We start from the raw sequence: 25544 nt of genomic DNA, 5'->3' as shown, positions 1-25544 counted from the left end.
GCCTGGGCACGAAGACGTACCTGGATGCGGGATATCAAAGGTGCTGCGAACTGCAGGGAAATCCGGAGCGGCTGGAGGGATGAAATGGGGTTCAAGAACCGAATTTATCCGCATCAACACTGACCACAAATGATTCGGACCGGGCTACTGCCCAGCGATCCGGCCTGCCATGGTGTTACAGCACTTCTACTGTAACACCGTTAGAGGCAAGCTTGGGAACTTCAGCACGCCAAGACACTGAAGAACTCGCAGAAAATTCGTTGATCACCGCTTGCACGGCAGCTACCTGGTCCTCGCTGGATACCAGGATCATCACCGTTGGGCCGGCACCGGAAACCACTGCGGCCAATCCGGCATCGCGCAGCTTGGCAATCAGTGCGGCGCTTTGCGGCATGGCCGCAGCCCGGTAATCCTGGTGCAGGTAGTCCTTGGTGCCGCCCAGCAGCTGGCTTGGGTCATTGCTCAAAGCGTGGATCAGCAAGGCGGCACTAGCGCTGTTCGCCGCGGCCACCGCATGCTCGATGTGCGAGGGCAGTGCACCACGGGCCACTTCGGTGGACAGCCCGTTGGAAGGGATGGCCAGCACCGCACGCAGATCCGGGTGCAATGGCACCTGCACGGAGCTAAAGCTGCCATCGGGATTCGTGGCAGAAATGCTCAAACCGCCAAAGACCGCAGGGGCCACATTATCCGGGTGGCCTTCCCACGCGGCCGCGGCCTGGAAGATTGATTCGGTTCCACGACGTGCCTCTGCTGGCAGCAGCGCGTCGGCCGCAGCATAGGCGGCAACGATCGCCGCTGCGGACGAGCCCATGCCCCGAGCATGCGGAATGCGGTTATGCGCCACCAGTTCCACGCCTACCGGGGCGAAGCCGGCGTCTTTCCAGTAGCGGTGCATTTCCTTGATGATCAGGTGGGATTCATCGCGTGGCAGCTCATCGGCCCCGTCACCGAAAATCTCGACGCGGCTGGAGTGCGCGGTGCCCACCTCAAGGCGGTCGCGGTATTCCAGGGCCAGGCCCAGCGAATCGAAGCCGGGACCGAGGTTGGCGGAGGTGGCCGGAGGGGAAACGATCAACTTCTGGCCCAGGGCGATCTGCTGCGTCATGGTTCCTTCAAGATTTCGGTGCGATAGATGATGGATGCACAACGGCCCGCCACGGCCGGCTCCCCCGTTTCCGGGAGAGCCATTGGCGCGGCGGGCCGTTGGCTGGCCAGAAGAATTCTGGCCGAAGGCGTTTAGGCCAGGCCCAGGGCGCCGGCGACCTCGACTACGTCGAAGGCCACCTTCTTTGGTGCGACGTCCGAGCCGTCGGCCTGCTTCAGGGCCCAGTCCGGATCCTTCAGGCCGTGGCCGGTTACGGTGATCACGATCTTCCTGCCGGTCGGGACGTTGCCCGCTGCGTGGTGCTTGAGCAGGCCGGCCACGCCGGCTGCCGAAGCAGGCTCCACGAACACGCCTTCGCGCGAGGAGAGCCACCGGTGGGCTTCAAGGATCTGCTCATCGGTGACCGAGTCGATCTGGCCGCCGGACTCGTCGCGGGCTGCTTCGGCCTGTTCCCAGGAAGCCGGGTTGCCGATGCGGATCGCGGTGGCGATGGTGTCCGGTTCGGTGATCGGGTGCCCGGCAACAATCGGAGCGGCGCCAGCTGCCTGGAAGCCCCACATGATCGGGTTCTTGGTGGATACCGGTTCGAGGACCTTTCCGGCCTCGTTGGTCCACTGCGTGGAGTACTCCTTGTAGCCCTTCCAGTACGCGGTGATGTTGCCCGCGTTGCCTACCGGCAGCAGGTGGTAGTCAGGTGCATCGCCCAGGAAGTCCACGACCTCGAAGGCGCCGGTCTTCTGGCCCTGGATACGCGCAGGGTTCACCGAATTGACCAGGAATACCGGGTAGTTCTCGCTGAGCTTGCGGGCGACCTCAAGGCAGTTGTCGAAGTTGCCGTCGATCTGGATGATGTCTGCGCCGTGGGCGATCGCCTGGGACATCTTGCCCATGGAGATCTTGCCGTCCGGTACCAGCACGGCGCACTTCAGCCCGGCCTGGGTGGCGTAGGCGGCAGCCGAGGCGGAGGTGTTGCCGGTGGAGGCGCACACCACTGCCTTGGCGCCGGCGGCGACCGCGGCGGTCATCGCCATGGTCATGCCGCGGTCCTTGAAGGAGCCGGTCGGGTTCATGCCCTCGACTTTCAGGTACACCTCGTTGCCGGTATGGGCCGACAGCGCCGGTGCGTAGACCAACGGGGTGCCGCCCTCGCCGAGCGTGATGACCTTGGTGTTTTCGTCGACTGGCAGGCGATCGGCGTATTCGCGGATCACTCCGCGCCACTGGTGAGCCACGTTAGTTTCCTTCAACTCGCATAACGGATAGTACACAGTGCACCGCGTCCAGCGCGGTGAGCGCCTCGACGGTGCTGGCCAGGGCAGCTTCGGTGCCCTGGTGGGTCAGGATGCGCAGCTGCGCGCCGGCTTCGGCGTCGACCTGCTGGCTCATCGACTCGATGGAGACCCCGTGCTCGCCGAAGACGGTGGCGATGGCCGCCAGCACGCCCGGCTGGTCCTTGACCGACAAGCCGATCCAGTAGCGGGTGTCGATGGCTTCGAAGTCCAGCATCCTCGGGGCCTGGCTGACCGAGCCGTTGGGCAGCGGCGCTCCAGCGGCGATCTGCCGGGCCACGGCGACGACGTCGCCCATCACCGCCGAGGCGGTCGGGTTGCCGCCCGCGCCGGCGCCGTAGAACATCAGGTCCCCGGCGTTCTCGGCCTCGACGAACACCGCGTTGAACGCGCCGTGCACGGTGGCCAGCGGGTGGCTGCGGCGCACCAGCGCCGGGTAGACGCGCACCGAGATCCCGGCTTCTGTGCGTTCGGCGATGGCCAGCAGCTTGATCACGTAGCCGGCGGCGGATGCGGCGGCGACATCGGCGGCGGTGACCTCGGTGATGCCCTGGGTCCAGACCTGATCCGAGGACACGGTGGTGTGGAAGGCCAGCGAGGCCAGGATGGCCGCCTTCGCGGCGGCGTCGTGCCCGCCTACGTCGGCGGTCGGATCGGCTTCGGCATAGCCCAGCGCCTGGGCTTCGGCCAGCACGTCGTCGAACGCGGCACCGGTGGTGTCCATCGCGTCGAGGATGAAGTTGGTGGTGCCGTTGACGATGCCCATCACCTTGGTGATGTGGTCGCCCGCCAACGAGTCGGCGATCGGGCGCAGGATCGGGATGGCCCCGGCCACCGCCGCCTCGTAGCGCAACTGCGCACCGTTGGCGGCGGCCAGCGCGTTCAGCTCGGCGCCCTTGAGCGCGATCAGCGCCTTGTTGCCGGTGATGACGCTGGCGCCCTTGGACAGCGCGGCGGCGATGTATTCGCCGGCCGGTTCCATGCCGCCGAGCAGCTCGATGACCACATCGGCCTGGGCGATCAGCCCGGGAGCGTCGGTGGTGAAAAGCTCCTGGGGCAGCGCCGCATCGCGTTTGGCATGCAGGTTGCGCACGGCAATGCCGATCAGCTGCATGCCGGCGCCCGAGCGGGCCGCCAGTTCATTCGCATCTTCCAGCAGGATCCGGGCCACCTGGGCCCCGACGGTGCCGCAACCCAGCAGGGCTACCTTCAGGTTCTTTTCGCCGCTCAATTAAACTCCCATGTCGCGGGCCAACAAGTCTGTTTCCGTTTCCCTGCGCACGATCAGGCGGGCTTGGCCATCGCGTACAGCTGCCACCGCGGGACGGGTGAGGTAGTTGTAGTTGCTCGACAACGCCCAGCAGTAGGCGCCGGTGGCCGGAACGGCGAGCAAATCGCCGGCCGCCACGTCCTCGGGCAGGTAAACGTCCTTCACGACTATGTCACCTGACTCGCAATGTTTCCCAACTACACGAGAAATAATTGCGTCGCTTTGCGTCATACGGCTGGCCAGCGCGGCGGTGTATTGCGCGTCGTAGAGCACCGGACGAGGGTTGTCGCTCATGCCGCCGTCCACCGAAATGTAGCGGCGCGGATGCAGCGCTCCAGTCTCGTCTTCCACCTGGACGTCCTTGCGCACGCCGGCCTCGTAGAGGGTGAAGGTGGACGGGCCGGCGATGGCGCGGCCCGGCTCGATGGAGATGCGCGGGCAGTCCAGTTCCAGTTCGGCGCAGGTGGCAGAGACCACCTCGGCCATCTGGCCCGCCAGCTTCGCCGGGGTGGAGGGGTGGTCTTCGGAGGTGTAGGCGATGCCGTAGCCGCCGCCCAGATCCAGCTCGGGCAGGGAAACGCCGTGGATCTCGCGGATCCGGGCCAGCAGGCCGAGCATGGTGCGCGCGACCATGGCGAAGCCCTCGGCCTCGAAAATCTGCGAGCCGATGTGTGCGTGCAGGCCCAGCAGGTTGATGTTCTTAGCCTCGATCGCCTGGGCGACCGCACGCAGCGCCGGCGAGCTGCCGGAGGCATCGTCCAGGATGGACAGGCCGAACTTTTGGTCCTCGTGCGCGGTGGCGATGGCCTCGTGCGTAGAGGCGTGCACGCCGGGGGTGATGCGCAGCATGACCTCGGCGGTCATGTCCATGGCATCGGCGATGGAGATCACCCGGTCCAGCTCGTCCAGCGAGTCGATGACCAGGCGTCCCACGCCCATCTCGATGGCGCGGGTGATCTCGGTTGCCGACTTGTTGTTCCCGTGCAGCGAGAGGTTGGCGGCCGGCACCTTGGCGGCGCCGGCCACTGCCAGCTCGCCGCCGGAGCAGGTGTCAAGGCGCAAGCCCTCGGCGGTCACCCAGCGGGCCACCTCGGTGCACAAGAACGCCTTGCCGGCGTAGTAGACGTCGACTCCCCCGCACAGATCCTTGAACGCCTCATCGAAGGCGGTCTTGAATCCGCGCGCGCGGGCACGGAAGTCGTTCTCGTCGAGCACGAACAATGGGGTGCCGAATTCGCCTGCCAGTGTCGAGACGGGAAGGCCCTGGATGGACAGTTCGCCGCCAGCCTCGCGGGAAACCCCCGAAGCCCACTCGATCTGACGAAGCGCGTTGATGTTTTCCGGGAAGTGCAGCCATTGCGGGGCTAGCGGCGATACGGCCATAGGGTCTTACATCCTCTCTGGGGCGGAAACGCCCAGCAGTTCCAATCCATTTGCCAAGACGGTGGTGGCGGCGTCGTTCAGCCACAGGCGGGTGCCGTGCACCGGTGCGACTGCTTCATCTTCGCCCATCGGGGTGATGCGGGTGGCGGCGTACCACGAGTGGTAGGCGCCGGCGACCTGCTCCAGGTAGCGGGCGATGCGGTGCGGTTCGCGGAATTCAGCGGCGCCGGCAACCACCGACGGGAACTGGCCGAGCACTGCCAGCAGCTCGTTTTCGGTGGCGTCGGTCAGCAGCGCGGCGTCGAACTCATCGCGGGTCACGCCCTTGGCGGCGGCGTTGCGGGCTGCGGCGGCCGAGCGGGCGTGGGCGTACTGCACGTAGAACACCGGGTTGTCGTTGGTGTTCTTCTTCAGCTGCTCCGGGTCCAGTGCGATCGGCGAATCGGCCGGGAAGCGGGCCAGCGAGTAGCGCAGCGCGTCGGCGCCGATCCAGTTGATCAGGTCGCGCAGCTCGATGATGTTGCCGGCGCGCTTGGACAGCTTGGCTCCGTTGACCGAAATCAACTGGCCGATCAGCACCTCGATGTTCTTTTCCTTGTCATCGCCAGCGCACGCGGCAATGGCCTTCAGGCGGTTGACGTAGCCGTGGTGGTCGGCGCCGAGCAGGTAGATCTTCTCTTCGAAGCCGCGGTCCTTCTTGGACAGGTAGTAGGCGGCGTCCGCGGCGAAGTAGGTTGGTTCGCCGTTGGCGCGGATCAGCACGCGGTCCTTGTCATCGCCGAAATCGGTGGTGCGCAGCCAGACAGCGCCTTCCAAATCGAAGATGTGGCCCTGTTCGCGCAGGCGTGCCACGGCGTCAGCTACGGCACCGCCCTCATGCAAGGTGGTTTCTGAGAAGAACACGTCGAAGCTGACGCCGAAGTCGGCCAGGGTCTTCTTGATGTCTTCGAGCTGTGCCTTGTAGGCGGCTTCGCGCAAGGCCGGGATGGCTTCGGCTTCGTCCAGGTCCTTCAGGCGCGGGTTTTCGGCGAGAACGATCTCTCCCAGTTCCTTGATGTATTCGCCGGGGTAGCCGCCCTCGGGGACCGGCAGGCCGTGGATGCGGTTGTACACCGAGCGGGCAAAGACGTTCATCTGGTTGCCGGCATCGTTGATGTAGTACTCGCTGGTCACGCTAGCGCCGGAGGCACGCAGGACACGCGAGATCGCATCGCCCAGGGCGGCCCAGCGGGTGTGGCCGATATGCAGTGGTCCGGTGGGGTTCGCCGAGACGAACTCCATGTTCACCACGTGGCCAGCCAGGGCCTGGTTGTTGCCGTAGGCGGCTCCGGCCTCGACGATGGTGCGAGCCAGTTCGCCGGCGGCGCCAGCTTCGAGGGTGATATTCAGGAAGCCTGGACCTGCGATGTCCACGGCGCCGACTCCTGGAACTTCGGCAAGGCGTCGGGCAAGGATCTGCGCGAAGTCGCGCGGTGCCATGCCGGCCTTCTTGCCCAGCTGCAGCGCGATGTTGGTTGCCCAGTCACCGTGCTCACGGCTCTTGGGACGGTCGACACGCACGGTGTCTGGAACCTCAACGGAGATTTCACCAGCGGCGACGGCTTCGGTGAGGCATGCGGATATTGCTGCGGAGAGTTCTTCAGGAGTCACCGTTCAAGAATACCGGTAATTGCACTGCTTAATTAGCATTCATGACTCCGCCAAGGCTGTGAGACTTGCCGGGTTCGGTGACTTTTACAACACATCACAGCCCGGCTGCTCGAATTGCGCAGATCAGCACACCACCTGATAGTATTTTTTCTGTTGCCCGGCAACACGCCTCTGTAGCTCAGTGGATAGAGCGTCTGCCTCCGGAGCAGAAGGTCGAAGGTTCGATTCCTTTCAGGGGCACCAGCAAATTGCAGGTCTGGTTTATCCGGACCTGCAATTTTTTTATTTCCCCAGCGGTGTGATCTTCCACCGCAGATCAGCTAAACACTGGCGGTTCTCGCCCAGCTGGTGGTTATCTTGGGGCATGACCGATTCAACGCAGGCCCACCCGGATGAGCCACACGATCAGAACTTCGCCGAACGCCTGAACTGGCTCCGCGCCGGGGTGCTCGGCGCGAATGACGGCATCGTTTCGGTAGCCGCCACAGTGGTTGGCGTCGCCGGCGTCACCAACCACACCGCCCCCATCTTCACTGCCGGAATGGCCGCGGTCATCGGCGGAGCCATCTCGATGGCCCTGGGTGAATATGTTTCGGTCAGCAGCCAACGTGATTCGCAGCGAGCCCTGGTTGAAAAGGAGCGCCAAGAACTCCGTGACGATCCCGACGCGGAGCTCGCTGAGCTTGCCGGGATCTACGAGGCCAAGGGATTGAGCCAGCACACCGCGATGCAGGTAGCCACCGAGCTGACCGAGCATGATGCGTTGGCAGCACATTTGTCCGCCGAGCTGAATATCGATGAAGAAGAAGTCGTCAATCCTTGGCATGCCGCCTATGCATCAGCGGCGTCCTTCATTGTCGGCGCCATCTTGCCCATGCTGGCGATCTTGCTGCCGCCGGAACAGATCCGCATTCCGGTGACCTTTGCCGCGGTACTCGTAGCCCTCGCACTTACCGGGACGCTCGGCGCCTACATCGGCGGAAGCTCCAAACGCGTGGCAGCGCTGCGCCTGGTCATCGGCGGTGCCCTAGCCTTGGCCGCGACCTTCGCCATCGGCTCGCTGCTTGGCTCCAGCGGAATCATCTAGCCCACGAACTCCGGCCTGGGAAACTATTCATGGACACCCCATCGATAACTTTTGCTGAAGCGACACCACAGGATTCGAAGCACGTCCAGAGCGCTGCGAAAATCTGGGCGCAGGCTGCGGCCCAACGCGATCACAAGCCCCTGCCTTTCGACGGCAGCCAAGCACTGGCCGGCGTCGAGCGTCGTTTGGCCTTGCCTGGTGCCAGGCTCGTGGTCGCATCCGAGGACGGGGTTCCAGCAGGATTTACCCTCTGCTCACCGCAAGATGGCTATCTGGAGATCTACTACGTCGCTGTTGCGCCGGATTTCTGGGGACAGGGCGTGGCACGCGAACTCTTGGCCGAAGTGGACCACTTCGCGCAGAAGGCCGGTTCCCACGATTTGCGTCTATGGGCCATCGCCGATAATTCACGGGCCATCAAGCTGTATCAGGCCAACGGCTACCGTCCTACTGGTGAAGAACACAGGGATGAAGCTTCGGGACGAGTGGAAATCCTGTTGTCCAAGACACTGCGCTAAAACCCTGGCTTAAAAACAGCAAGGGCTTTGCCGCCCCCTCGGATCGGCAAAGCCCTTGATACTGGGCAATTCAGCTACTGCAGCATGGTCTTGTCATCGAGCTGCGCGCCCTTGATCTTGCTGAATTCGTCGAGCAAGTCCTGGACGGTCATCCTGGACTTCTCTTCCTGGTTCAAATCCAGGATGATCTGCCCGTCGTGCATCATGATCAGCCGGGTGCCCAGCTGCAATGCCTGCTCCATATTGTGCGTGACCATCAACGTGGTCAGCTGGTGGCGTTCGACAATTTCCTTGGTCAAGCGCGAGACCAGCGCCGCACGCTGCGGATCCAGGGCCGCGGTGTGCTCATCGAGCAGCAGGATCTTCGGCTTGGAGAAGGTGGCCATCAGCAGGCTCAGCGCCTGGCGCTGGCCGCCGGAGAGCAGGCCCACCTTCGTCTTCAGGCGCCCTTCCAGACCGAGCTCCAGGGACTTGAGCTCCTCGACGAACAGCTCGCGGCGCTTGGAGCCCACGCCCAGGCCCAGTCCGCGGAAACGGCCGCGGGCGTAGGCCAGCGCCATGTTCTCCTCGATGGACATGGTCGGCGCGGTGCCGGCCATCGGATCCTGGAACACCCGGCCGATGTACTTGGCGCGGGAGTAGTCGGCCATCTTGGTGACATTCTTGCCCGCAATGGACACCGAGCCGGTATCCGGCTGCAGCTTGCCGGCGACCATGTTCAGCACGGTGGACTTGCCGGCGCCGTTGGAACCGATGACCGTGACGAATTCGCCGTCCGAGAGGTTCAGGTTGATGTTGCGCAGCGCCTTGCGCTCGTTGACGGTTCCCGGGAAGAAGGTGCGGGACAGGTTCTTGATCTCAAGCATTGGTGCGAACCTCTTCCTTGGATTCGGTGACGGGCGCCGGGGTGCGCTTGAAGGACTTCACAATCTTCTGGAAACCCTTCCACTTCGGCAGCAGCAGGGCCACGACCACGAGGACCGCGGAGATCAGCTTCATGTCGTTGACCTCCAGGCCGGCCGACAGGGCCAGCTGGATGACCAGGCGGTAGATCACGGCACCGAAGACCACCGCAATGGCGGCCAGCCAGATGTAGCGCTGGGTGAAAATCGCCTGGCCGACGATGACCGATGCCAAGCCGATCAGGATCAGGCCGATGCCCATGCCGATGTCGGCGAAGCCCTGGTACTGGGCGATGACCGCGCCGGAGAGCGCCACCAGGCCGTTGGACAGCGCCAGGCCCAGGATCTTCTGGTTATCGGTGCTTACGCCGAAGGAGCGGATCATCTCCTGGTTGTCGCCGGTGGCGCGCATGGCCATGCCCAGTTCGGTGTGCAGGAACCAGACGATTGCCGCGACGAAGACCAAGCAGACGCCGAAGAGGATCGCCACCGAAGCGGCCGAGCCGAGGATGCCGGCGGCCCGCATCGGGCTGATCAGCGTTTCCTCGCCGAGCAAGGGGGTATTGGCCTTGCCCATGATGCGCAGGTTGACCGAGTACAGCGCGATCATGGTCAGGATGCCGGCGAGCAGGCCGTCAATCTTGCCCTTGGTATGCAGCAGGCCGGTAATGACACCGGCAACCATGCCGGCGAAGAAGGCCAGCACGGTGGCCAGCCAGGGATTCATCCCGTTCACGATGCCGACCGAGGCGACGGCTGCACCGGTGGTGAAGCTGCCGTCGACGGTCAGGTCGGGAAAGTCCAGGATGCGGAAGGTCAGGTACACCCCGAGCGCCATGATGGCGTAGATCAGGCCGAGTTCAACCGCTGTGATCATGTGTGGATCCTTGAGTTGTAAGTTTTTTGCGAGTTATCACGACGAAAGGCGAGGCATCAGGTTATGCGCCTCGCCTTTCGTCGATAAGTTGTTGCCGGGGTTTAGTAGACCTCGACGGCTTCCGATTTCATCTCATCGGTGAATTCGATGCCTGCCTTCTTGGCGGCATCTTCGTTCAGGTAGAGGTCGACCTCGGAGATAGTCTCCACCGGCATGGTTGCCGGCTCGGCCTCGCCCTTGAGCAGCTTCACGGCCATGGCAGCGGTCTGCTCGCCGAGCTTCTCGTAGTTGATGCCGTAGGTTGCGGTCGCGCCGCGCTTGACGGACTCGCCGTCAGCCGAAATGACCGGAACCTTGTTCTTCTGGGCAACCTGCAGCAGGCCTTCCAGTGCGGAGACCACGGCGTTGTCGGTCGGGACGTAGTACGCGTCGACATCCAGCGAGCTGGCGGCCTGCTGGACTTCGCTGGAGGCCGAGACGGCGGCTTCCTCAATGGTCAGGCCCAGGCCCTTGGCGGCTTCCTTGGCCATCTTCACCTGGACTGCGGAGTTCGCTTCGCCCGAGGAGTAGACGATGCCGACCTTCTTGGCATCCGGCACCAGGTCCTTGAGCAGCTGCAGCTGCTCATCGACCGGGTTCATGTCCGAGGTGCCGGTGACGTTTGCGCCCGGGGCTTCGTTGGAAGCAACCAGCTTGGCATCCACCGGGTCGGTCACAGCCGAGAAGAGCACCGGAACATTGGTGATCGCCTGGGCGGCTGCCTGTGCCGATGGGGTGGCTACTGCCAGCACCAGGTCGATATCCGAATCGGCGGCCAGCTTGCCGGCGATCGAGGTGTTGGTGGCCTGGTCGGTTTCGGCGTTGTTCTCGTCGTAGCTGATCTTCTCGCCCGTGTAGCCGGCTTCTTCCATGCCTGCCTTGAAGCCGGTGACCACTGCATCCAGCGACGGGTGCGAGACGAACTGGGAGATGCCGATCTTGACTGGTTCGTCGCCGCCTCCGGCGGCACCCTGTTCTCCGCTGCCGCCGCAGGCGGTCAGGGCCAATGCGCCAGCTGCTGCGATCGCAGCGAATTTCATGGCGGTGAAGCTCTTCATTGAAGTTCCTTTCAAAGTTCCCTTGCGAGTGATTCCCACCGATAGCGCGGATGCCAGGTTATGAAGCGCAACTGGTGCGCAGCATGCGGGAACCGTCCAGGCATCGCGACGATGATTACCCACGATCTTACATGTGAACGACCTCACCTTGCCTACAATCAAGGTCGTTTCCTAGACGATTGCCTCTTGATACCGATTCTGATGGACACAAACGATCCACTTCTGGCCGGAATCTGGAAGTTTTGTATTTGGCGGCCCGAAGTTGTCGACAATTGCTTGGACAATCTGAAAATTTGACTCCTGGACCCCTGCTTGCCGACCGCCTGGGTTATTGCATTTCTGCTGCCCGGCCAGGCTCCGGCCCGGCGGCCACCACGAAAATGCGGGGCGTGAATAGAATGGGAACATCATGGCGCTCAGCATTACGTATCCCGAAGCACTTCCCGTCTCAGCCCGCCGAGAGGACATCCTCGACGCGGTGCGCGAAAACCAGGTAGTGGTCATCGCCGGCGAAACCGGTTCGGGCAAGACCACCCAGCTTCCCAAGATGCTCATCGAACTCGGCCTGGCCGAGCAGGGCATGATCGGGCACACCCAGCCGCGCCGCCTGGCCGCGCGCACCGTGGCCGAGCGCATCGCCGAGGAGATGGGCACGACCATCGGCGAGGAAGTCGGCTTCCACGTGCGCTTCACCGGCGAGGTCTCGCGCAAGACCAAGCTGAAGGTGATGACCGACGGCATCCTGCTGGCCGAGATCCAGCGCGACAAGCTGCTGAAGAAGTACTCGGCGATCATCATCGACGAAGCCCACGAGCGCAGCCTGAACATCGACTTCCTGCTCGGCTACCTCAAGCAGATCATGCCCAAGCGCCCGGATTTGAAGATCATCATCACCTCCGCCACCATCGACCCGCAGCGCTTCGCCGCGCACTTCGGCAAACAGGATGCCAAAGGCGAACTGGTCCCTGCCCCGATCCTGGAAGTTTCCGGGCGCACCTTCCCGGTGGAGCTGCGCTATCGGCCGCTGCAGGCCGATCAGCCGATGGACGCCGACGAGGCGGCGGAGAACACCCTGGAGGAAGAGCGCGACCCGCTGGATGCGGTGACCGACGCGGTCAAGGAGCTGAGCGGCGAAGCGCCGGGCGACATCCTGATCTTCTTCTCCGGCGAGCGCGAAATCCGCGATGCCGCCGAAGCCTTGCGCGCCATGGTCACCGCCAACAAGCGCCTGCCGCGCTATGAGGTGCTGCCGCTGTTCGCCCGGCTGTCGCTGGCCGAGCAGCACCGGGTCTTCCACCCCGGCGGCGCCCCGCGCATCATCCTGGCCACCAACGTGGCGGAGACCTCGTTGACCGTGCCGGGCATCAAGTACGTGATCGATACCGGCACCGCGCGCATCTCCCGCTACTCGCATCGCACCAAGGTGCAGCGCCTGCCGATCGAGCGCGTCTCGCAGGCCAGCGCCAACCAGCGCTCGGGCCGCTGCGGCCGCGTCTCCGAGGGCATCGCCATCCGCCTGTACTCCCAGGAGGACTACAACTCCCGACCTGAGTTCACCGACCCGGAAATCCTGCGCACCAACCTGGCCAGCGTGATCCTGCAGATGATCTCCATGGGCGTGGTGGCCTCGGCCGCCGAAGTCGCCAGCTTCCCGTTCGTCCAGCCGCCCGAAGCCAAGGCGATCACCGATGGCGTGAACCTGCTGCGCGAGCTCGGGGCGCTGGGCCAGGACAAGTCGGCCAAGCTCACCGAGGTCGGCCGGAAGCTGGCCCAGCTGCCGCTGGATGTGCGCCTGGGCCGGATGATCGTCGAATCCGCGCAGCGCTCGGTCGCCAAGGAAGTGATGGTGCTCGCCGCCGGGCTGAGCATCCAGGACCCGCGCGAGCGGCCCAGCGAGGAGACCGGGCAGCGCGAGCGCGCCACCGAGCTGCACAAGCGCTTCGCCGACGGCAAGTCCGACTTCATCGCGCTGCTGAATCTATGGGCCTATCTGCAGGAGCAGCAGAAGGAACTGTCCTCCTCGGCCTTCCGCCGGCTGTGCAAGGCCGAGTTCATCAACTACCTGCGCGTGCGCGAGTGGCAGGATTTGTTCACCCAGCTGCGCCAGCTGGCCAAGCCGCTGGGCATCACCGTCGCGGCCGCCCCGATCGAGCCGGCAGCCAACGAGGACGAGGTGCACAAGTCGCTGCTGTCCGGGCTGCTCGGGCACATCGGGCTCTACGACGAGCGCAAGCGCGACTACCAGGGCGCGCGCGGCACCCGGTTCGCGATCTTCCCCGGCTCGGGCCTGTTCAAGAAGTCCCCCACCTGGGTGATGTCCGCCGAGCTGGTGGAGACTTCGCGGCTGTGGGCTCGCACCAATGCGGCGATCGACCCCGCCTGGGTGGAGGAGCTCGCCCCGCATTTGCTCAAGCGCACCCACTCGGAGCCGCACTGGTCCAAGCGCAACGGCTCGGTGATGGGCTACGAGAAGGTCACGCTCTTCGGGCTGCCGATCGTCCCCCGCCGGCAGTTCCACTACTGGCGGGTGGACAAGGACCTGGCCCGCGAGCTGTTCATCCGCCATGCGCTGGTTGAGGGCGATTGGCGCACTCACCACAAGTTCTTCGCGAAGAACCGCGCGCTGCTCGAGGAAGTCGAGGAGCTGGAAACCCGCATGCGCCGCCACGACCTGCGCATCTCGGACGAGGACCTGTTCGCGTTCTACGATGCCCGGGTGGGTGCCGAGGTGTACTCCGAGCGGCACTTCGACCGCTGGTGGAAGAAGGCCCGCGCCGCCGACCCGGCGCTGCTGGACTTCGACCCCGAGGCGCTGCTGGCCGAAACGGACGCGGTGGATGAGACCGCGTTCCCGACCACCTGGAAGCTCGGCGGCATCCACCTGCCGCTGTCCTACGAGTACAACCCGGCAGCATCCGCCGGCGAGGGCGATGGCGTGTCGATCACCGTGCCGGTGGTGTTCCTCAACCAGCTCGATCCCGCCCGCTTCGCCTGGCTGATCCCGGGGCTGCGCCACGAGCTGCTCACCGCGCTGATCCGCTCGATGCCCAAGGCGATCCGCAAGAACTTCGTGCCCGCCCCGGATGTGGCTTCCAAGGCGCTGGGGATGCTGGAGGCGGACTTCGATCCGGACACCGACGAGCTGGCCGAATCGCTCGCCCTGGTGCTGCGCCGGCTGCGCGGCATCGTCGTCGACCCCGCCTCCTTCGATTTCGCCGCGCTGCCTGCGCACCTGCGCTTCGGCTTCACGATTACCGACGGCTCGGGCAAGGTGCTCGGGCGCGGGGACGATCTGGCTGCGCTGCAGTACAAGTTCGCCGCCGCCAACCGCGCCGCACTGGCCAGCGGGGTCAACTCCCCCGGGGCGGCCGCGCCGGGCGCAGCCGGCAAGCCCGGGACCCCTGGGGCGATGGCTTCCTCCTCGAAGCGGAAGCAGAAGGGAGCCAAGGCCGCCGGCTCCGCGGCCGCTGGCTCCGCTGCCACCGGGGCCTGGGACCAGCGCGGGCTGGATCACTGGCCGCAGCTGGAATCCGCTGGCGAGACCCTGGGCGATACGCTGCCGCAGAAGGTGAGCACCACCGTGATGGGCCAGCAGATTACCGCCTACCCGGGGTTGCTGGATACCGGGGACAAGGTGGACCTGACGGTCTTCCGCACCCAGGCCGAACGCGACGCGGCGCACCGCGGGGGCGTGATCCGGCTGCTGATGCTGCGCCTGCCGCCAGCGGCGAAGTTCGTGATCTCGCACCTGAAGAACGCCGAGAAGCTGGTGTTCACGCAGAACCCGCACGGCTCCATCGAGAAGCTGATCGCCGACTGCACCATGGCAGCGGTCGACCAGCTGGTGCCCGAGCGGCTGCCGATGAACCGCGCCGAATTCGAGGCGCTGTTCGAAACCGTGCGCGCCGAGCAGATCGATACGGTCTTCACCATCACCGCGATCGTGGCGAAGGTGTTCGGCTCCTCCACCCGCATCGCCAAGGATGTGAAGAACACCAAGTCGCTGGCGATGTTCGCGGCGGTGAGCGATATCCGCTCGCAATTGGAGCAGCTGATCTACCCGGGCTTCATCGCCGCTACCGGCGCGCCGCACCTGATGCGCCTGCCACGCTACCTGCAGGGCATCGAGCTGCGCTTGGAGAAGTTGCGCGGCGGTGCGGTCACCCGCGATGGGCAGGCTTTGGCGATCATCCAGAAGCTGGAGGACGAATACGATGCCACGCTGGACAAGGTGCCCGAGGGCGCCCGGGTGCCGGCCGGCTTGGCCCAGGTGAAGTGGATGCTGGAGGAAATGCGCATCTCGCTGTTCGCCCAGGAGCTGGGCACCGCCTACACGGTCAGCGAGAAGCGCATCCGCAAGGCGATCAAGGATTCGCTGGCGCAGCTATAGCGGCCAGGAAAGGATCCCGACATACACGGCGGTGCCGCCGAGCACGCTGGGCACCGCGTTGGACTTCAGCAGGTGCAGCCCCACGGTGGCCGCCAGCGCGGCGGCCACCGGCCAGGCCACTGCCGGATCCATGATGCCGGCGGGCAGCGTGGCAGCAATGAGCACTACCATGATGCCCAGCGGCATGCGCAGGCGAGGTAGTTGATGACCCCGTTGCTGCGCAATTTGGCGATGAAGGCGAAGGGCAGCGCGCGCAGCCCGAAGGTCACGGCGGTGCTCGCCGCGCTGGCAGAAAAGAGGTACAGGTTTTCGGGCATTGCTTCCTTCTTCCTGAAGCGGCGCAGCAGGTAGTCCACCGCCAGTCCGGCCAGGGACAGCGGAATACTGCGGTGCGCCTTGAACGCTTCGATCGCCAGCACGGCGAATAATGCGGTCACCGCAAATTCCAGGCCCTTGATGGCTTCGGGGATCAGTGAGCTCAGCAGCGCCCCAGCCAGCACGCTGGTGGTCCAGCTTGCATGGAGCAGTCCCTAGATGGCCGTGATCCGCGTCGAGGAATAGTTGTTCCGCTCTGCCTGCAGGGTCAGCGCGTAGGCCTCATCGGTCAGCGCGAACATGCTGTAGATCTTTGCGCCCTTGCCCCTGACGCGGTGCAGCCTCCCAAATGACCATGCGCAAGCTCCGCGGCTAGGCCGTCACAGGGCTGAAGGCCGGCTCAGGCCCCGGGCACGAACTGGCCGTGGCCGTCCTGGCGCAACCCCTCGCGCAGCGCCTGCGCGTTGTTCTCCATCGCCTGCGGATCCGGATTGTCGGCCGCCCGGGACAAATCGAAGTCGGCCAGCGAATTGGTCGGCCAGACATGCACATGCAGGTGCGGCACCTCGAAGCCGGCGATCATCAGCCCGGCGCGCTGCGCGGAGAACACGCGCTTCTGGGTGCGCCCGATCTTGGTGGCCACCAGCGTCAGGTGCGCCATCAGCTCATCGTCGGCGTCGGTGAACTCGTCGATTTCCACGCGCGGAACCACCAGCGTGTGCCCGTCGGACAGCGGCCCGATGGACAGGAACGCCACGCACTGCTCGTCCTTCCAGACGAAGCGGCCGGGAATTTCCCCGTTGATGATCTTGGTGAACAGCGTGCTCATTGCTGCCTTTCTGCGTTGATTGCTGAATTCTAGTGGCGGTGCTGCTCGTCGCTCGTGGCGACGGGCGCATCCGGGTAGGAGCAGTATTCCGACCAGCTACCCGGGAACAGCGCCAGCTCGATCCCGGCGGTGGCCGCGGCCAGCACCTGGTGCGAAGCGGTGATCCCGGAACCGCAGTAGGCGGCCGAACCCGGCCGGTCAGCGCCCAGCTTCGCGAAGCTGGCCCGCAGCGCTTCGGGCGCGTGGAAACGCATCTGTGCGTCCAGGTTGTCGGTGGTGGGGCGATTGCGCGCGCCGGGGATATGCCCGGCCACCGGGTCCACCGGTTCCTCGATGCCCAGGTAGCGTGCGGTGGCTCGCGAATCAATCAGCGTCCCGGCCACCTGTCCCAGCTCGTCGCGCTCCACCACCGGCATCCGGCCCCAGGACAGCGACACGCTGCCCGGCTCGGCCTGCTCGTAGCCCAGCGCCAGCTGCCCGCCGGCGCCGGTCCAGGCGCCCAGTCCCCCATCGAGCACCTGCACGCGCTCGAACCCGGCATGGCGCAAGAGCCACCAGGCGCGGGCCGCGGCCAGCGCGCCGGCGTCGTCGTACACCACGACCTCGCTACCGCCATCGATCCCCCAGCGGCGCGCGGCCGCTTCGAAGTCCGCCGGCAAGGGCAGCGGGTGGCGGCCGGTATGCTCGCCCGGGGTCCCGGAGAGCTCCTTTTCCAGGTCGACGAACACGGCGCCGGGAATATGCCCGGCGGCGTAGTTCTGCGCGCCGTCATCGCGCCCGAGCACCCAGCGCACGTCAAGCAGCACCGGGTTCTGGCCTGCGTCCAGGATTTCGCGCAGCTGCGCGGCGCTGATCAAGGGGTTCATTGGCTGTGTCCTCCCAGCAGCTCGTCGAGTTCGTGTTCGGTTCCCGGTTCCGGGCGCAGATAGCTGCATCCCGCGCGCTGGGCAATCGCGCCGAGCTGGCGGTCGAAAAGGCCCAGCCCGTTGCCGTTGAGCAGCCCATCGTGGATCGGGATCCAGCACGCCGCATCCACCGCTACCGCGAAGTCGGTGGCCTCGGCCATCTTGCCCCAAGGGGCCATCACCGGCAGCAGCAGCACATCGGGCTTGGCCCCGATGGGAACCTGGTAGCTGTCGCCCGGGTGGAAGATTTCTTGCTGGCCGACCGCGCGGTCCCCCAGCAGGTAGCCCACATTGGCCACCAGCGGGATCGAATGGTGGATCGTGGCGTGGGTGCCGCCGAAAGTGCGGATGCGGATGCCGCCGACGATGAAATCGGCCCCGGCCCGCACCGCCACCACCTGGGATCCGCTGGCCGGCGGTAGCTGCTCGCGCATTGCGTGCGCCAGCGCTTCGGGCGCGTAGAGCTCCAGGACGGGGTTCGCTTCCAGCGCGGCGGCGATGGCCGGCTGGTCTGCATGATCGGCATGCTCATGGGTGATCAGCACGGCGTTGATGCCGTTGAATGCGTCGTCGAGCTGCGAGAACCCGCCCGGATCCAGCAGGACCTTGCCGTCGATCGTGCCCACTTCCACGCAGGAATGGCCCCTAAGTTTGATGCGCATATCCTTAGCGTAGGCTCAGCGCCCCGCCCATGCCAGAGCCAGACACGCATTGCGCCGCAAAGTTGGCTAAAATTGAGGGAAACCGCAGATGATTGGCCCAGTTTGCTGGCTGGTCGCCGATCCGCAACAACGTCAAGGAATGGTGCACGTCGATGTCCCAGCCAGAAACCCGGGTCACCAAGCAGCGCCTGGCCGTCACCGAGGCGCTAAGCGAGGTCGATGATTTCGCCACCGCACAGCAGCTGCACCGCTGGCTGCAGGATTCCGAGAAGAAAGTTTCGCTGGCCACCGTGTACCGCCTACTGCAGTCCATGGCCGACGACGGCCTGGTCGATGTGCTGCGCAGCGGAGATGGCGAAGCCCGTTTCCGCCAGTGCGTTACCGAGGTCCACCACCATCACCTGGTCTGCCGCTCCTGCTCGAAGACCGTCGAGGTGCTCGCCCCGGCCGTCGAGCGCTGGGCCGCCCGCGTCGCAGCCGAGCACGACTTTTCCGATCCCGAGCACACCGTGGAGATCTACGGCCTCTGCGCCGACTGCCGAGCCAAGGCCGAGACCGGCACCAGCTCCGCCAAGTAGCCGTTTCAAGACCCGGGATCGGTTATCCCCACAAGAAAATATTCGAAGACATTTTCGAATAACGGGCGTATACTTATAGCATGTCCGAAGCAAAGGCGCACGGAAATGGCCTCGCACTCACCGCGGATCAGCCGGATTTGGAATCCCACCTGATCCAGCTGCAGAACGATCTGTCATGGCTCCAAGACCATGGCAGCAAAGCCGAATGCGCCCAAGCCATAGAATCCATCGAGGGCGTCATCTCTTCCCTGCGCTATGGCCAAGCTGGCCTGGCTCATCAGCTGGAGAAAGAAGTGCTGCGCGAGAATGAAGAGCGCGGCACCAATATCGATGACCAGGTCCGCGGAGCAGCCAGCCGGGTCGCCATCGCCCGCAAGCGGCCCCAAAACGGTTCCAGGAACTACTTGGTCAATTGCCGCATCCTCTTCGAAGACACGCCAAATATTGCCGCCGCATTTTCCCGAGGTGAATTCACCGAAGCGCAGATCCAGGCAATACTCACTCCGCTGCAGGATGTCCGGCCGCTGCGCCGCACCGAGTTCGATGAGATTTTCAGGCAGAATCCAGACATGTTCGAATCCATGGGGCCTAAGCGCATCAAGGAGACGGTCACCAACTTCACCGTCAAATACACCTCGGATCGCGAAGACAAGAAGCTCAAGGACTCCAACGCCCAGCGTTATGTCCGCTTCCGCAAAGACCGCGAAGAAGGATGCGTTTTCCTGCAAGCCCGTCTGCCCATTGTGGGCGGCACCGGTTTGCAGAAGACCCTGCGGGACCAATCGTTCAGGATCAAGTGCAAGGGCGACCCGCGCACGCGCACGCAGATCGAGGCCGACCTGCTGGCCCGCTACATGTTCTTCGATGAAAACAACGATCAGACGATCAACGTCCAGCTGGGGCTGATCATGACCGACAAGGCATTGTTCATGGGCGATCGGGAACCGGCCTATTTGGAAGGCTACGGCTTCATCCCTGCCCAGACAGCCCGGGAACTGATTGGCGGCCACCAAATCCCCAATGAGCTGACCTTCGAGGAAATGGAAGCCAAGCTCACCCCGGAAAATATTGAGCGGATCGAGGTAATGACCGAGATTACCCGCCTGTACACAGCACCTGGGGATCAGGAACTGATCACGATGGATTCCAAAGCCCGGATCTTCCCGCAAAAGCTCAAGAAGTTCATCAGGATCCGCGACCGGCACTGCCGAACCCCATTCTGCGATGGGCTGGTCGAGGAAACAGACCATGTCACCCAATTTGCCCGTGGCGGAGCGACCAGCGTTTCGAACTCATCGGGCCGTTGCACCATCTGCAATAAGGCAAAGCAAGCCACCGGCTGGTACGAATACACCGCATTCAATGATCATCATTCGATGCTGATCTGCCCGGGCTCGGCAATGTCCTATCGCTCTACCGCGCCACCGGCAACTGGGTACGTGCATAAGCCCTTCCCGCAATTGATGTGCGATTCACAGTGGTTCACGCAATTCAAGGAACGGCTCGACCATCCCGATGGTCCAGATTTCACGCAAACATAGATAGCAGCGCATGCTCCGTCGCGCTATTTCAGCGCACGAAGGCCATCCCCGGGCCTGACAACCCTCTAGCATGCTTGCCGCGGCCGGAGAGCAGCATCAGCAATTCAAGACGAGTACCGACGATCTGCGGGCCAATGCCCCAACGAAAAGTTTCGTCCTGGCTGCATAACTGCACTTTGTGTGCCAGTTCCTTGGCACCGCCAACGCCTTGAGGGGTGGCGGCCTGGTACTTGATCGCCAATTCCAGCGACATTTCGGGATAGTCCCGTTTCAAGCCCACGGCACGGCGGATATCCTCGCCGTGCGCGATTTCTTCGACCAATCGGCTGGCTACCGGCCCCGGCGGAGCATCGCGCAAACCAGCTACCTTCACAAGCTTCTGCAATGCGCCATCGGGAGTTGCGGATTTCTCTGCCGCCACTCCCTGATCGTTCTGGCGGTCAAAGTTGAATCCAGCCTTGGCCATCGCGATCAGCAGCCGGAAAATCGTTGCCCGCGCGTTATTGACTAAATGGGCGGCCACGTCATGGATGCTCCACCCGCTGCAGAGCGAAGGAGCCTCCCACTGATCCGCCGTCAATGTTCCCAGATCATCGATCAGGGCAAGGCGCTCGGCGTGGACCAATGGCCAGATTTCACTGGCAGGGATTTTGCTCATGTTCCACCTTGGGAGCATGGACTCCAGTTAGTCAAGCAAGCCCATGCCAGCCGACGCGCTCCAGGGAGAGCAGCGCTATACCTGGTGCCGGCGCGGGGAACGCACCGCTTCGATTCCACGGCAGATCACATAGATAAGGAATGAAATCGTCGTGACATACGGGCTGATCGGCAAGGAACCTGCCAATGCCAGCAGGATGCCGCCTACGACAGCCAGTTCTGCGAACACGATGGAGAGCACGACGGTAGTAACCGGGTTGGAGGTCACGCGCATGGCGGCGGCGGCCGGGGTGATCAGCAACGCAAGCACCAGCAAGGCGCCAACCACTTGGATCGTCACGGCCACGGCCAACGCCAGAATCATCATGAAGACAATGGACAGGCCCGAGGTGCGCACGCCGCGGGCGTTGGCAACCACCGGATCCACCGAAGCGAAGGTCAAGGGGCGCCAGACAAGCAGCAGCGCGATGACCACTACTGCCGAAAGGAGCAGCATTCCGTTCAGTTGCACATCATCCACGGCCACGATCTGGCCGGTCAGCAAGCCGAACTTGTTCGCGCTTCGCCCCTCATACAGCGACAGGAAAAGGATGCCCAAGCCAAGTCCGAAAGGCATGAGCACGCCGGTGATGGAGTTACGATCCCGGGCCCGGGTTCCGAGGATGCCGAGGATCAGGGCCGCGATCATGGAACCGAAGACTGAACCGGTCACCACGTCAGCGCCGATGAGCAAGGCGAACGCCGCACCCGCGAAGGACAGCTCCGCGATGCCGTGCACGGCGAAAGCCATATCGCGCATCATGATGAAAATCCCGATCAGGCCGCCGACGATGCCCAGGGCAGCGCCGGCGATCAGGGAATTGGTCACCAGCGGAAGCAGCAGCCCATAGTCCTGGAAATTGAATGCCTTCTCCAGAAGATCCGAAAAGTTCATATCCAGCTCCTACTTTCCGGTCTCGAGTTCGATGTCTTCAATGTGGTCATGCCCGTCGGCGGGCAAGGCCCGGGTTCCGTCGCCGGAGACCACCACGATGCGTCCGTTGACCCGCAGCACCGCGACCGGAGCGCCGTAAAGTTCGGTGAGCACGGAGGACTGCATGACTTCATCCACGCTACCCAGGTGGAAGCGCCCTTCGGCCAGGTACAGGACACGGTCGACGTACGGCAGGATCGGGTTGATCTCGTGCGTCACGAAGACCACGGCGCTCCCGCGCTCCACGGCCTGGCGGTGAATCACTTCGCTGATCGCCTGCTGGTGGTTCAGGTCAAGCGACAGCAAGGGCTCATCGCACAGCAGGACCCGAGGGTCGCTGGCCAATGCCTGGGCGGCGCGCAAGCGCTGCTGCTCGCCTCCGGAGAGATCGGACACCGCGCGGTCGGCGTAGCCGCTGGCGCCAACGAGCTCCAGCAGTTCATCGACTTTGCTGCGCACAGCCCGGCGGGCCATGCGGATCCCGGGCTTGGCGCCATCCACCCCCAGCGCCACCAGATCGCGGGCGCGCAACGGGACGTTGTCCCCAAAGGGGCGCTGCTGCGGAATCAGCCCGACGGCAGCTGATCCCCTGCGCACCGGCTCTCCGGCGATCGAGACGCGGCCGTGATTCAGCGCGGTGGTGCCGAGCATCGTGTTGATGAAGCTGGTCTTGCCCGATCCGTTGGGCCCCAGAACTGCAAGGAACTCCCCCGCCGCGATGGACAGGTCGAGTTGTTCCCAGAGCACGCGCGAGCCGAAGGCAAGGCGCGCGTCTTCGAATTTGACGATGGGGGTCTGAGTCATTGACTGCTTTCTGGATTGCGCTGGCTGCGGGTGGGCCGGCAACGAAAAACTGCGGCACCGCCATGGGTGCCGCAGTCAATCCTACCAGTTGCGAGTCATTCGCAATATGCGCGGAGGCGTGAGCTTCCGCTATTTTGCCTGTTTCTCGCTGCGAGGCGGGATAACGCGCTTTCGGGTGGTATCGGTGATCTCGCCAACCAGCACCTCGATGATGTCCTCCAGGAAGACGACGCCGAGGGTTGCCCCGTACTCGTCGACGACTGCAGAAAGGTGGTTGCCTTCCTGCCGCATCGCTTCGAGCGCCGCCTCGATTTCGGTGTCCTGCTCCAACCGGCCCAGCGGGTGCAATGGCAAGTCGAGCAGTGGCTGCGTGGAGTGCGCATCATCGATGAGCATCACGTCCTTGACATGCCAGTAGCCCACCGGAACATCGTTCTTGGTGATCACCATGCGCGAGAACCCGGTCTTGCCGACCTTCTTCTCGAACTCGCGTGCGGTGGTCTGCCCGTATTCCAGGGTGAACAGGTCATCCAGCGGAACCATGCAGCTGCGTGCGGTCACCGAGGAGAATTCCAGCGCCTTGGTCAATCGGGCGGCGTCGTCCTCATCCAGCGCGCCTTCCTCGGAAGAAGTATCGATGATCGAGCGGACTTCAGCGGCAGTGTAGGAACTGGCCACCTCGTCCTTCGGCTCGATGCCGAAGGCGTGCAGCACGAGGTTCGCCAGGCCATTGAGCGACGCGGTGATCGGCTTAAGCACCTTGGACAGGCCAACCAGCGGCATGGCCAGCAGCAGCACGGCCTTGTCTGCGATGGACACCGAAATGTTCTTCGGCACCATTTCGCCGAAGGTCACGTGCAGGAAGGTCACCAGGATCAAGGCGATAAGGAAGGCGACGGAGTCCGCGGCGGATTCGGCCATGCCGATCTTCATCAGCGGCTCGGCCAGCAGGTGGTGGATTGCCGGCTCGGAGATATTCAGGATCAGCAGCGAGCAGACGGTAATGCCCAGCTGGCATACCGCGAGCATGATCGACACATGCTCCATGGCGTACAGCGCAACCTTCGCCCGCTTGTTGCCTTCGTCGGCCAGCGGTTCGATCTGCGAACGGCGTGCGCTCATCACCGCGAATTCACCGGCGACGAAGAACGCGTTGCCGGCCAGCAACACAACCAGCCAGACCAGGCCCATGAAGTCATTCATTGCCTTCCTCCTTCGCTGTGGTTGCTGGTTCGAATCGGACCTGGGCGATGCGGCGGCCGTCTAGCTCGGTCACGGTAAAGGTGCCATGCTCGGTCACGACCTGGTCGTTGAGCTCGGCCAAGCGGCCCAGTTCGGCGAGCATGAAGCCGCCGATGGTCTCGTACGCCGATTCCTCCGGGATCACGTCGCCATCGAAGTTCTCGTTGATTTGGTCCGGACGGTACATGCCCGGGAACAGCCAGTTGCCATCGGGCTGGGTGACTGCTTCTTCCTCGTCCTCGTCGTGCTCATCGGACACTTCGCCGACTATTTCCTCGACCAGGTCTTCAAGGGTGACCAGCCCGGCGGTTCCGCCGTACTCGTCCATCACAATTGCAACCTGGTATTCGGCGGCGCGCAGCTGCTCTAGCAGCACGTCCAGGTGGATTGTTTCCGGCACGTACAGCGCATCGCGGGCGAACTCGCCGACCTGCAGTGCCGCGCGGCGTTCACGGGGCACCGAGACAATCGCCTTGACATGGCAGATGCCCTGGATTTCATCGGTGGATCCGGTGGTGACCGGGAAACGCGAGAAGCCGGTGTCGGCGCTGACTTCGATCAGCTCGGACAGGGCCGCCTCGGAATCGATGGTGGACATCGAGGTGCGCGGGGTCATCACGTCGGCAGCGGTGCGCTCGGAGAATTCAATGGTGGATTCCACAAAGCGCGCGGTCTGCACATCCAGGGTGCCCAGCTGGGCCGAACGGCGCACCAGCGACGCCAATTCCTGCGAGGAACGGGCCGCGGAGATTTCCTCCTTGGCTTCCAGCCCGAAGAACTTGCGCAGGACCATGTTGGAAAAGCCGTTGAGCACGATGATCGCCGGCTTGAAGATGGCGGTGAAGACCAGCTGCGGGCGGGCCAGCAGCTTGCCGACCGCCATGGCCTTGGCGATCGCCATGTTCTTCGGGACCAGCTCGCCGATGAGCATCGACAGCAAGGTGGCAACGACCATCGAGACGACAACCGCGATGGCCAGCGAGCTTGCGGCGGGAATGCCCAATTTTTCCATCAACGGCTCGAGCAGCGCGCTCATCGCCGGTTCAAGCACATAGCCGGTCAGCAAAGTGGTCAGCGTGATGCCCAGCTGGCAGCTGGAGAGCTGGGTGGAGAGGGAGGTCAAGCACTGCAGCAGCGGCTTGGAGCCGCGCTCGCCATTGTTGACGGCGTTCTGGACGGTGCTTTTATCCAGTGCGACCAAGGAGAATTCCACGGCCACGAAGAAGCCGGTGCCGAGAATCAGCAGCAGGCCGAAGACTATTGAGAGCCATTCCATAGGTGCTTACCGCCGCCTATGCACTGGCGTGCAAAGTTCAGTTTCAGTGCCGATCTGGCGGCAACTAGAAGGCTCCAAACGGGAGGCGGAACTTCCTGAACATGGACTGTTGTGGCCGGCACTGCGCCCGTGGGCGGCACACCGGCTTGGAGAGTGAGATTCCATAGTGCGCATCAGTCTATCGAACGAAG

General features: G+C 64.0%; 23 protein-coding genes and 1 tRNA gene. 6 read left to right on the top strand and 18 right to left on the bottom strand.

The window, feature by feature from the left end:
* Positions 1-175: 175 nt before the first annotated feature.
* The 5 genes from thrB to argS all read right to left on the bottom strand — a co-directional run bounded on the left by thrB (position 176) and on the right by argS (position 6700).
* Positions 176-1108, bottom strand: coding sequence for a homoserine kinase (gene thrB / locus JOE62_RS07625; protein WP_204721598.1), 933 nt, complete (start codon positions 1106-1108; stop codon positions 176-178).
* A gap of 131 nt (positions 1109-1239) precedes the next feature.
* The gene (thrC, locus tag JOE62_RS07620; RefSeq protein WP_204721596.1) at positions 1240-2340 is read right to left on the bottom strand and encodes a threonine synthase; all 1101 of its coding nucleotides are present in this window, start codon (positions 2338-2340) and stop codon (positions 1240-1242) included.
* A gap of 1 nt (position 2341) precedes the next feature.
* Positions 2342-3628, bottom strand: coding sequence for a homoserine dehydrogenase (locus JOE62_RS07615; protein WP_204721594.1), 1287 nt, complete (start codon positions 3626-3628; stop codon positions 2342-2344).
* On the bottom strand, positions 3629-5050 hold the full coding sequence (gene lysA / locus JOE62_RS07610) for a diaminopimelate decarboxylase (RefSeq protein ID WP_204721592.1): 1422 nt from the start codon (positions 5048-5050) through the stop codon (positions 3629-3631).
* 6 nt (positions 5051-5056) lie between these two features.
* Complete coding sequence (argS, locus tag JOE62_RS07605; protein ID WP_204721590.1) at positions 5057-6700, bottom strand: arginine--tRNA ligase; 1644 nt, start codon at positions 6698-6700, stop codon at positions 5057-5059.
* A 167-nt stretch (positions 6701-6867) separates the two neighbouring features.
* Between argS and JOE62_RS07600 the strand changes: the two genes are divergently transcribed.
* From JOE62_RS07600 to JOE62_RS07590, 3 genes are all read left to right on the top strand, one after another.
* Positions 6868-6943: transfer RNA gene (locus JOE62_RS07600), tRNA-Arg, on the top strand.
* A gap of 121 nt (positions 6944-7064) precedes the next feature.
* Entirely contained in the window at positions 7065-7787 is a 723-nt protein-coding gene (locus JOE62_RS07595) for a VIT1/CCC1 transporter family protein (protein ID WP_061952444.1), read from the top strand.
* A gap of 29 nt (positions 7788-7816) precedes the next feature.
* Complete coding sequence (locus tag JOE62_RS07590) at positions 7817-8305, top strand: GNAT family N-acetyltransferase (RefSeq protein WP_204721588.1); 489 nt, start codon at positions 7817-7819, stop codon at positions 8303-8305.
* A gap of 74 nt (positions 8306-8379) precedes the next feature.
* Here the strand turns inward: JOE62_RS07590 and JOE62_RS07585 are convergent, their stop codons facing one another.
* The 3 genes from JOE62_RS07585 to JOE62_RS07575 all read right to left on the bottom strand — a co-directional run bounded on the left by JOE62_RS07585 (position 8380) and on the right by JOE62_RS07575 (position 11181).
* Positions 8380-9171: an ABC transporter ATP-binding protein gene (locus tag JOE62_RS07585; protein ID WP_038990443.1), complete on the bottom strand. Its 792-nt coding sequence runs from the start codon at positions 9169-9171 to the stop codon at positions 8380-8382.
* The gene (locus JOE62_RS07580; RefSeq protein ID WP_038990442.1) at positions 9164-10084 is read right to left on the bottom strand and encodes an ABC transporter permease; all 921 of its coding nucleotides are present in this window, start codon (positions 10082-10084) and stop codon (positions 9164-9166) included. The genes JOE62_RS07585 and JOE62_RS07580 overlap by 8 nt, the downstream gene beginning before the upstream one ends.
* A 101-nt stretch (positions 10085-10185) precedes the next feature.
* Positions 10186-11181, bottom strand: a complete 996-nt coding sequence (locus tag JOE62_RS07575) for an ABC transporter substrate-binding protein (RefSeq protein ID WP_073707650.1) — start codon at positions 11179-11181, stop codon at positions 10186-10188.
* 409 nt (positions 11182-11590) lie between these two features.
* Here JOE62_RS07575 and hrpA point away from each other — a divergent pair, with 409 nt between their 5' ends.
* Entirely contained in the window at positions 11591-15571 is a 3981-nt protein-coding gene (hrpA, locus tag JOE62_RS07570; protein WP_204721586.1) for an ATP-dependent RNA helicase HrpA, read from the top strand.
* On the opposite strand, the gene JOE62_RS07565 is transcribed toward hrpA, so the two are convergent.
* The 5 genes from JOE62_RS07565 to JOE62_RS07545 all read right to left on the bottom strand — a co-directional run bounded on the left by JOE62_RS07565 (position 15566) and on the right by JOE62_RS07545 (position 18282).
* Complete coding sequence (locus JOE62_RS07565) at positions 15566-15757, bottom strand: AzlD domain-containing protein (RefSeq protein WP_204721584.1); 192 nt, start codon at positions 15755-15757, stop codon at positions 15566-15568. The two genes, hrpA and JOE62_RS07565, sit on opposite strands and share 6 nt — an antisense overlap.
* Positions 15736-16071 carry an ABC transporter permease family protein gene (locus tag JOE62_RS07560; RefSeq protein WP_204721582.1) on the bottom strand — a complete coding sequence of 112 codons (336 nt, stop codon included), beginning with the start codon at positions 16069-16071 and terminating at the stop codon, positions 15736-15738. The genes JOE62_RS07565 and JOE62_RS07560 overlap by 22 nt, the downstream gene beginning before the upstream one ends.
* Before the next feature lie 215 nt (positions 16072-16286).
* A complete protein-coding gene (locus tag JOE62_RS07555) occupies positions 16287-16715 on the bottom strand; it encodes an HIT family protein (RefSeq protein WP_204721580.1) in 429 nt (142 codons plus the stop codon).
* 29 nt (positions 16716-16744) lie between these two features.
* Positions 16745-17581 carry a sulfurtransferase gene (locus JOE62_RS07550; RefSeq protein WP_204721578.1) on the bottom strand — a complete coding sequence of 279 codons (837 nt, stop codon included), beginning with the start codon at positions 17579-17581 and terminating at the stop codon, positions 16745-16747.
* Positions 17578-18282, bottom strand: coding sequence for an MBL fold metallo-hydrolase (locus JOE62_RS07545; protein WP_204721576.1), 705 nt, complete (start codon positions 18280-18282; stop codon positions 17578-17580). The genes JOE62_RS07550 and JOE62_RS07545 overlap by 4 nt, the downstream gene beginning before the upstream one ends.
* A 152-nt stretch (positions 18283-18434) precedes the next feature.
* Between JOE62_RS07545 and JOE62_RS07540 the strand changes: the two genes are divergently transcribed.
* Complete coding sequence (locus JOE62_RS07540; protein ID WP_066137597.1) at positions 18435-18860, top strand: Fur family transcriptional regulator; 426 nt, start codon at positions 18435-18437, stop codon at positions 18858-18860.
* A gap of 80 nt (positions 18861-18940) precedes the next feature.
* Positions 18941-20401 carry an HNH endonuclease gene (locus JOE62_RS07535; protein WP_204721574.1) on the top strand — a complete coding sequence of 487 codons (1461 nt, stop codon included), beginning with the start codon at positions 18941-18943 and terminating at the stop codon, positions 20399-20401.
* A 28-nt stretch (positions 20402-20429) separates the two neighbouring features.
* Here JOE62_RS07535 and JOE62_RS07530 read toward each other — a convergent pair whose 3' ends face one another.
* The 5 genes from JOE62_RS07530 to JOE62_RS07510 form a co-directional block, all read right to left on the bottom strand.
* Positions 20430-21059, bottom strand: coding sequence for a maleylpyruvate isomerase family mycothiol-dependent enzyme (locus JOE62_RS07530; protein WP_204721572.1), 630 nt, complete (start codon positions 21057-21059; stop codon positions 20430-20432).
* 75 nt (positions 21060-21134) lie between these two features.
* Complete coding sequence (locus JOE62_RS07525; protein WP_038990428.1) at positions 21135-21992, bottom strand: metal ABC transporter permease; 858 nt, start codon at positions 21990-21992, stop codon at positions 21135-21137.
* A 9-nt stretch (positions 21993-22001) separates the two neighbouring features.
* A complete protein-coding gene (locus JOE62_RS07520; protein WP_204721570.1) occupies positions 22002-22835 on the bottom strand; it encodes a metal ABC transporter ATP-binding protein in 834 nt (277 codons plus the stop codon).
* Between the two features lie 129 nt (positions 22836-22964).
* On the bottom strand, positions 22965-24038 hold the full coding sequence (locus JOE62_RS07515) for a hemolysin family protein (protein WP_204721568.1): 1074 nt from the start codon (positions 24036-24038) through the stop codon (positions 22965-22967).
* Positions 24031-25353 (bottom strand): hemolysin family protein, encoded by a 1323-nt coding sequence (locus JOE62_RS07510; protein ID WP_204721566.1) that lies wholly within the window; start codon positions 25351-25353, stop codon positions 24031-24033. Before JOE62_RS07510 ends, JOE62_RS07515 begins: the two co-directional genes overlap by 8 nt.
* Positions 25354-25544 lie beyond the last annotated feature (191 nt).

This window comes from Glutamicibacter nicotianae (assembly GCF_016907615.1).
In the GTDB taxonomy this organism is placed as follows: Bacteria; Actinomycetota; Actinomycetes; order Actinomycetales; family Micrococcaceae; genus Glutamicibacter; species Glutamicibacter nicotianae.
This window is presented reverse-complemented; position numbering and strand designations above follow the sequence as displayed.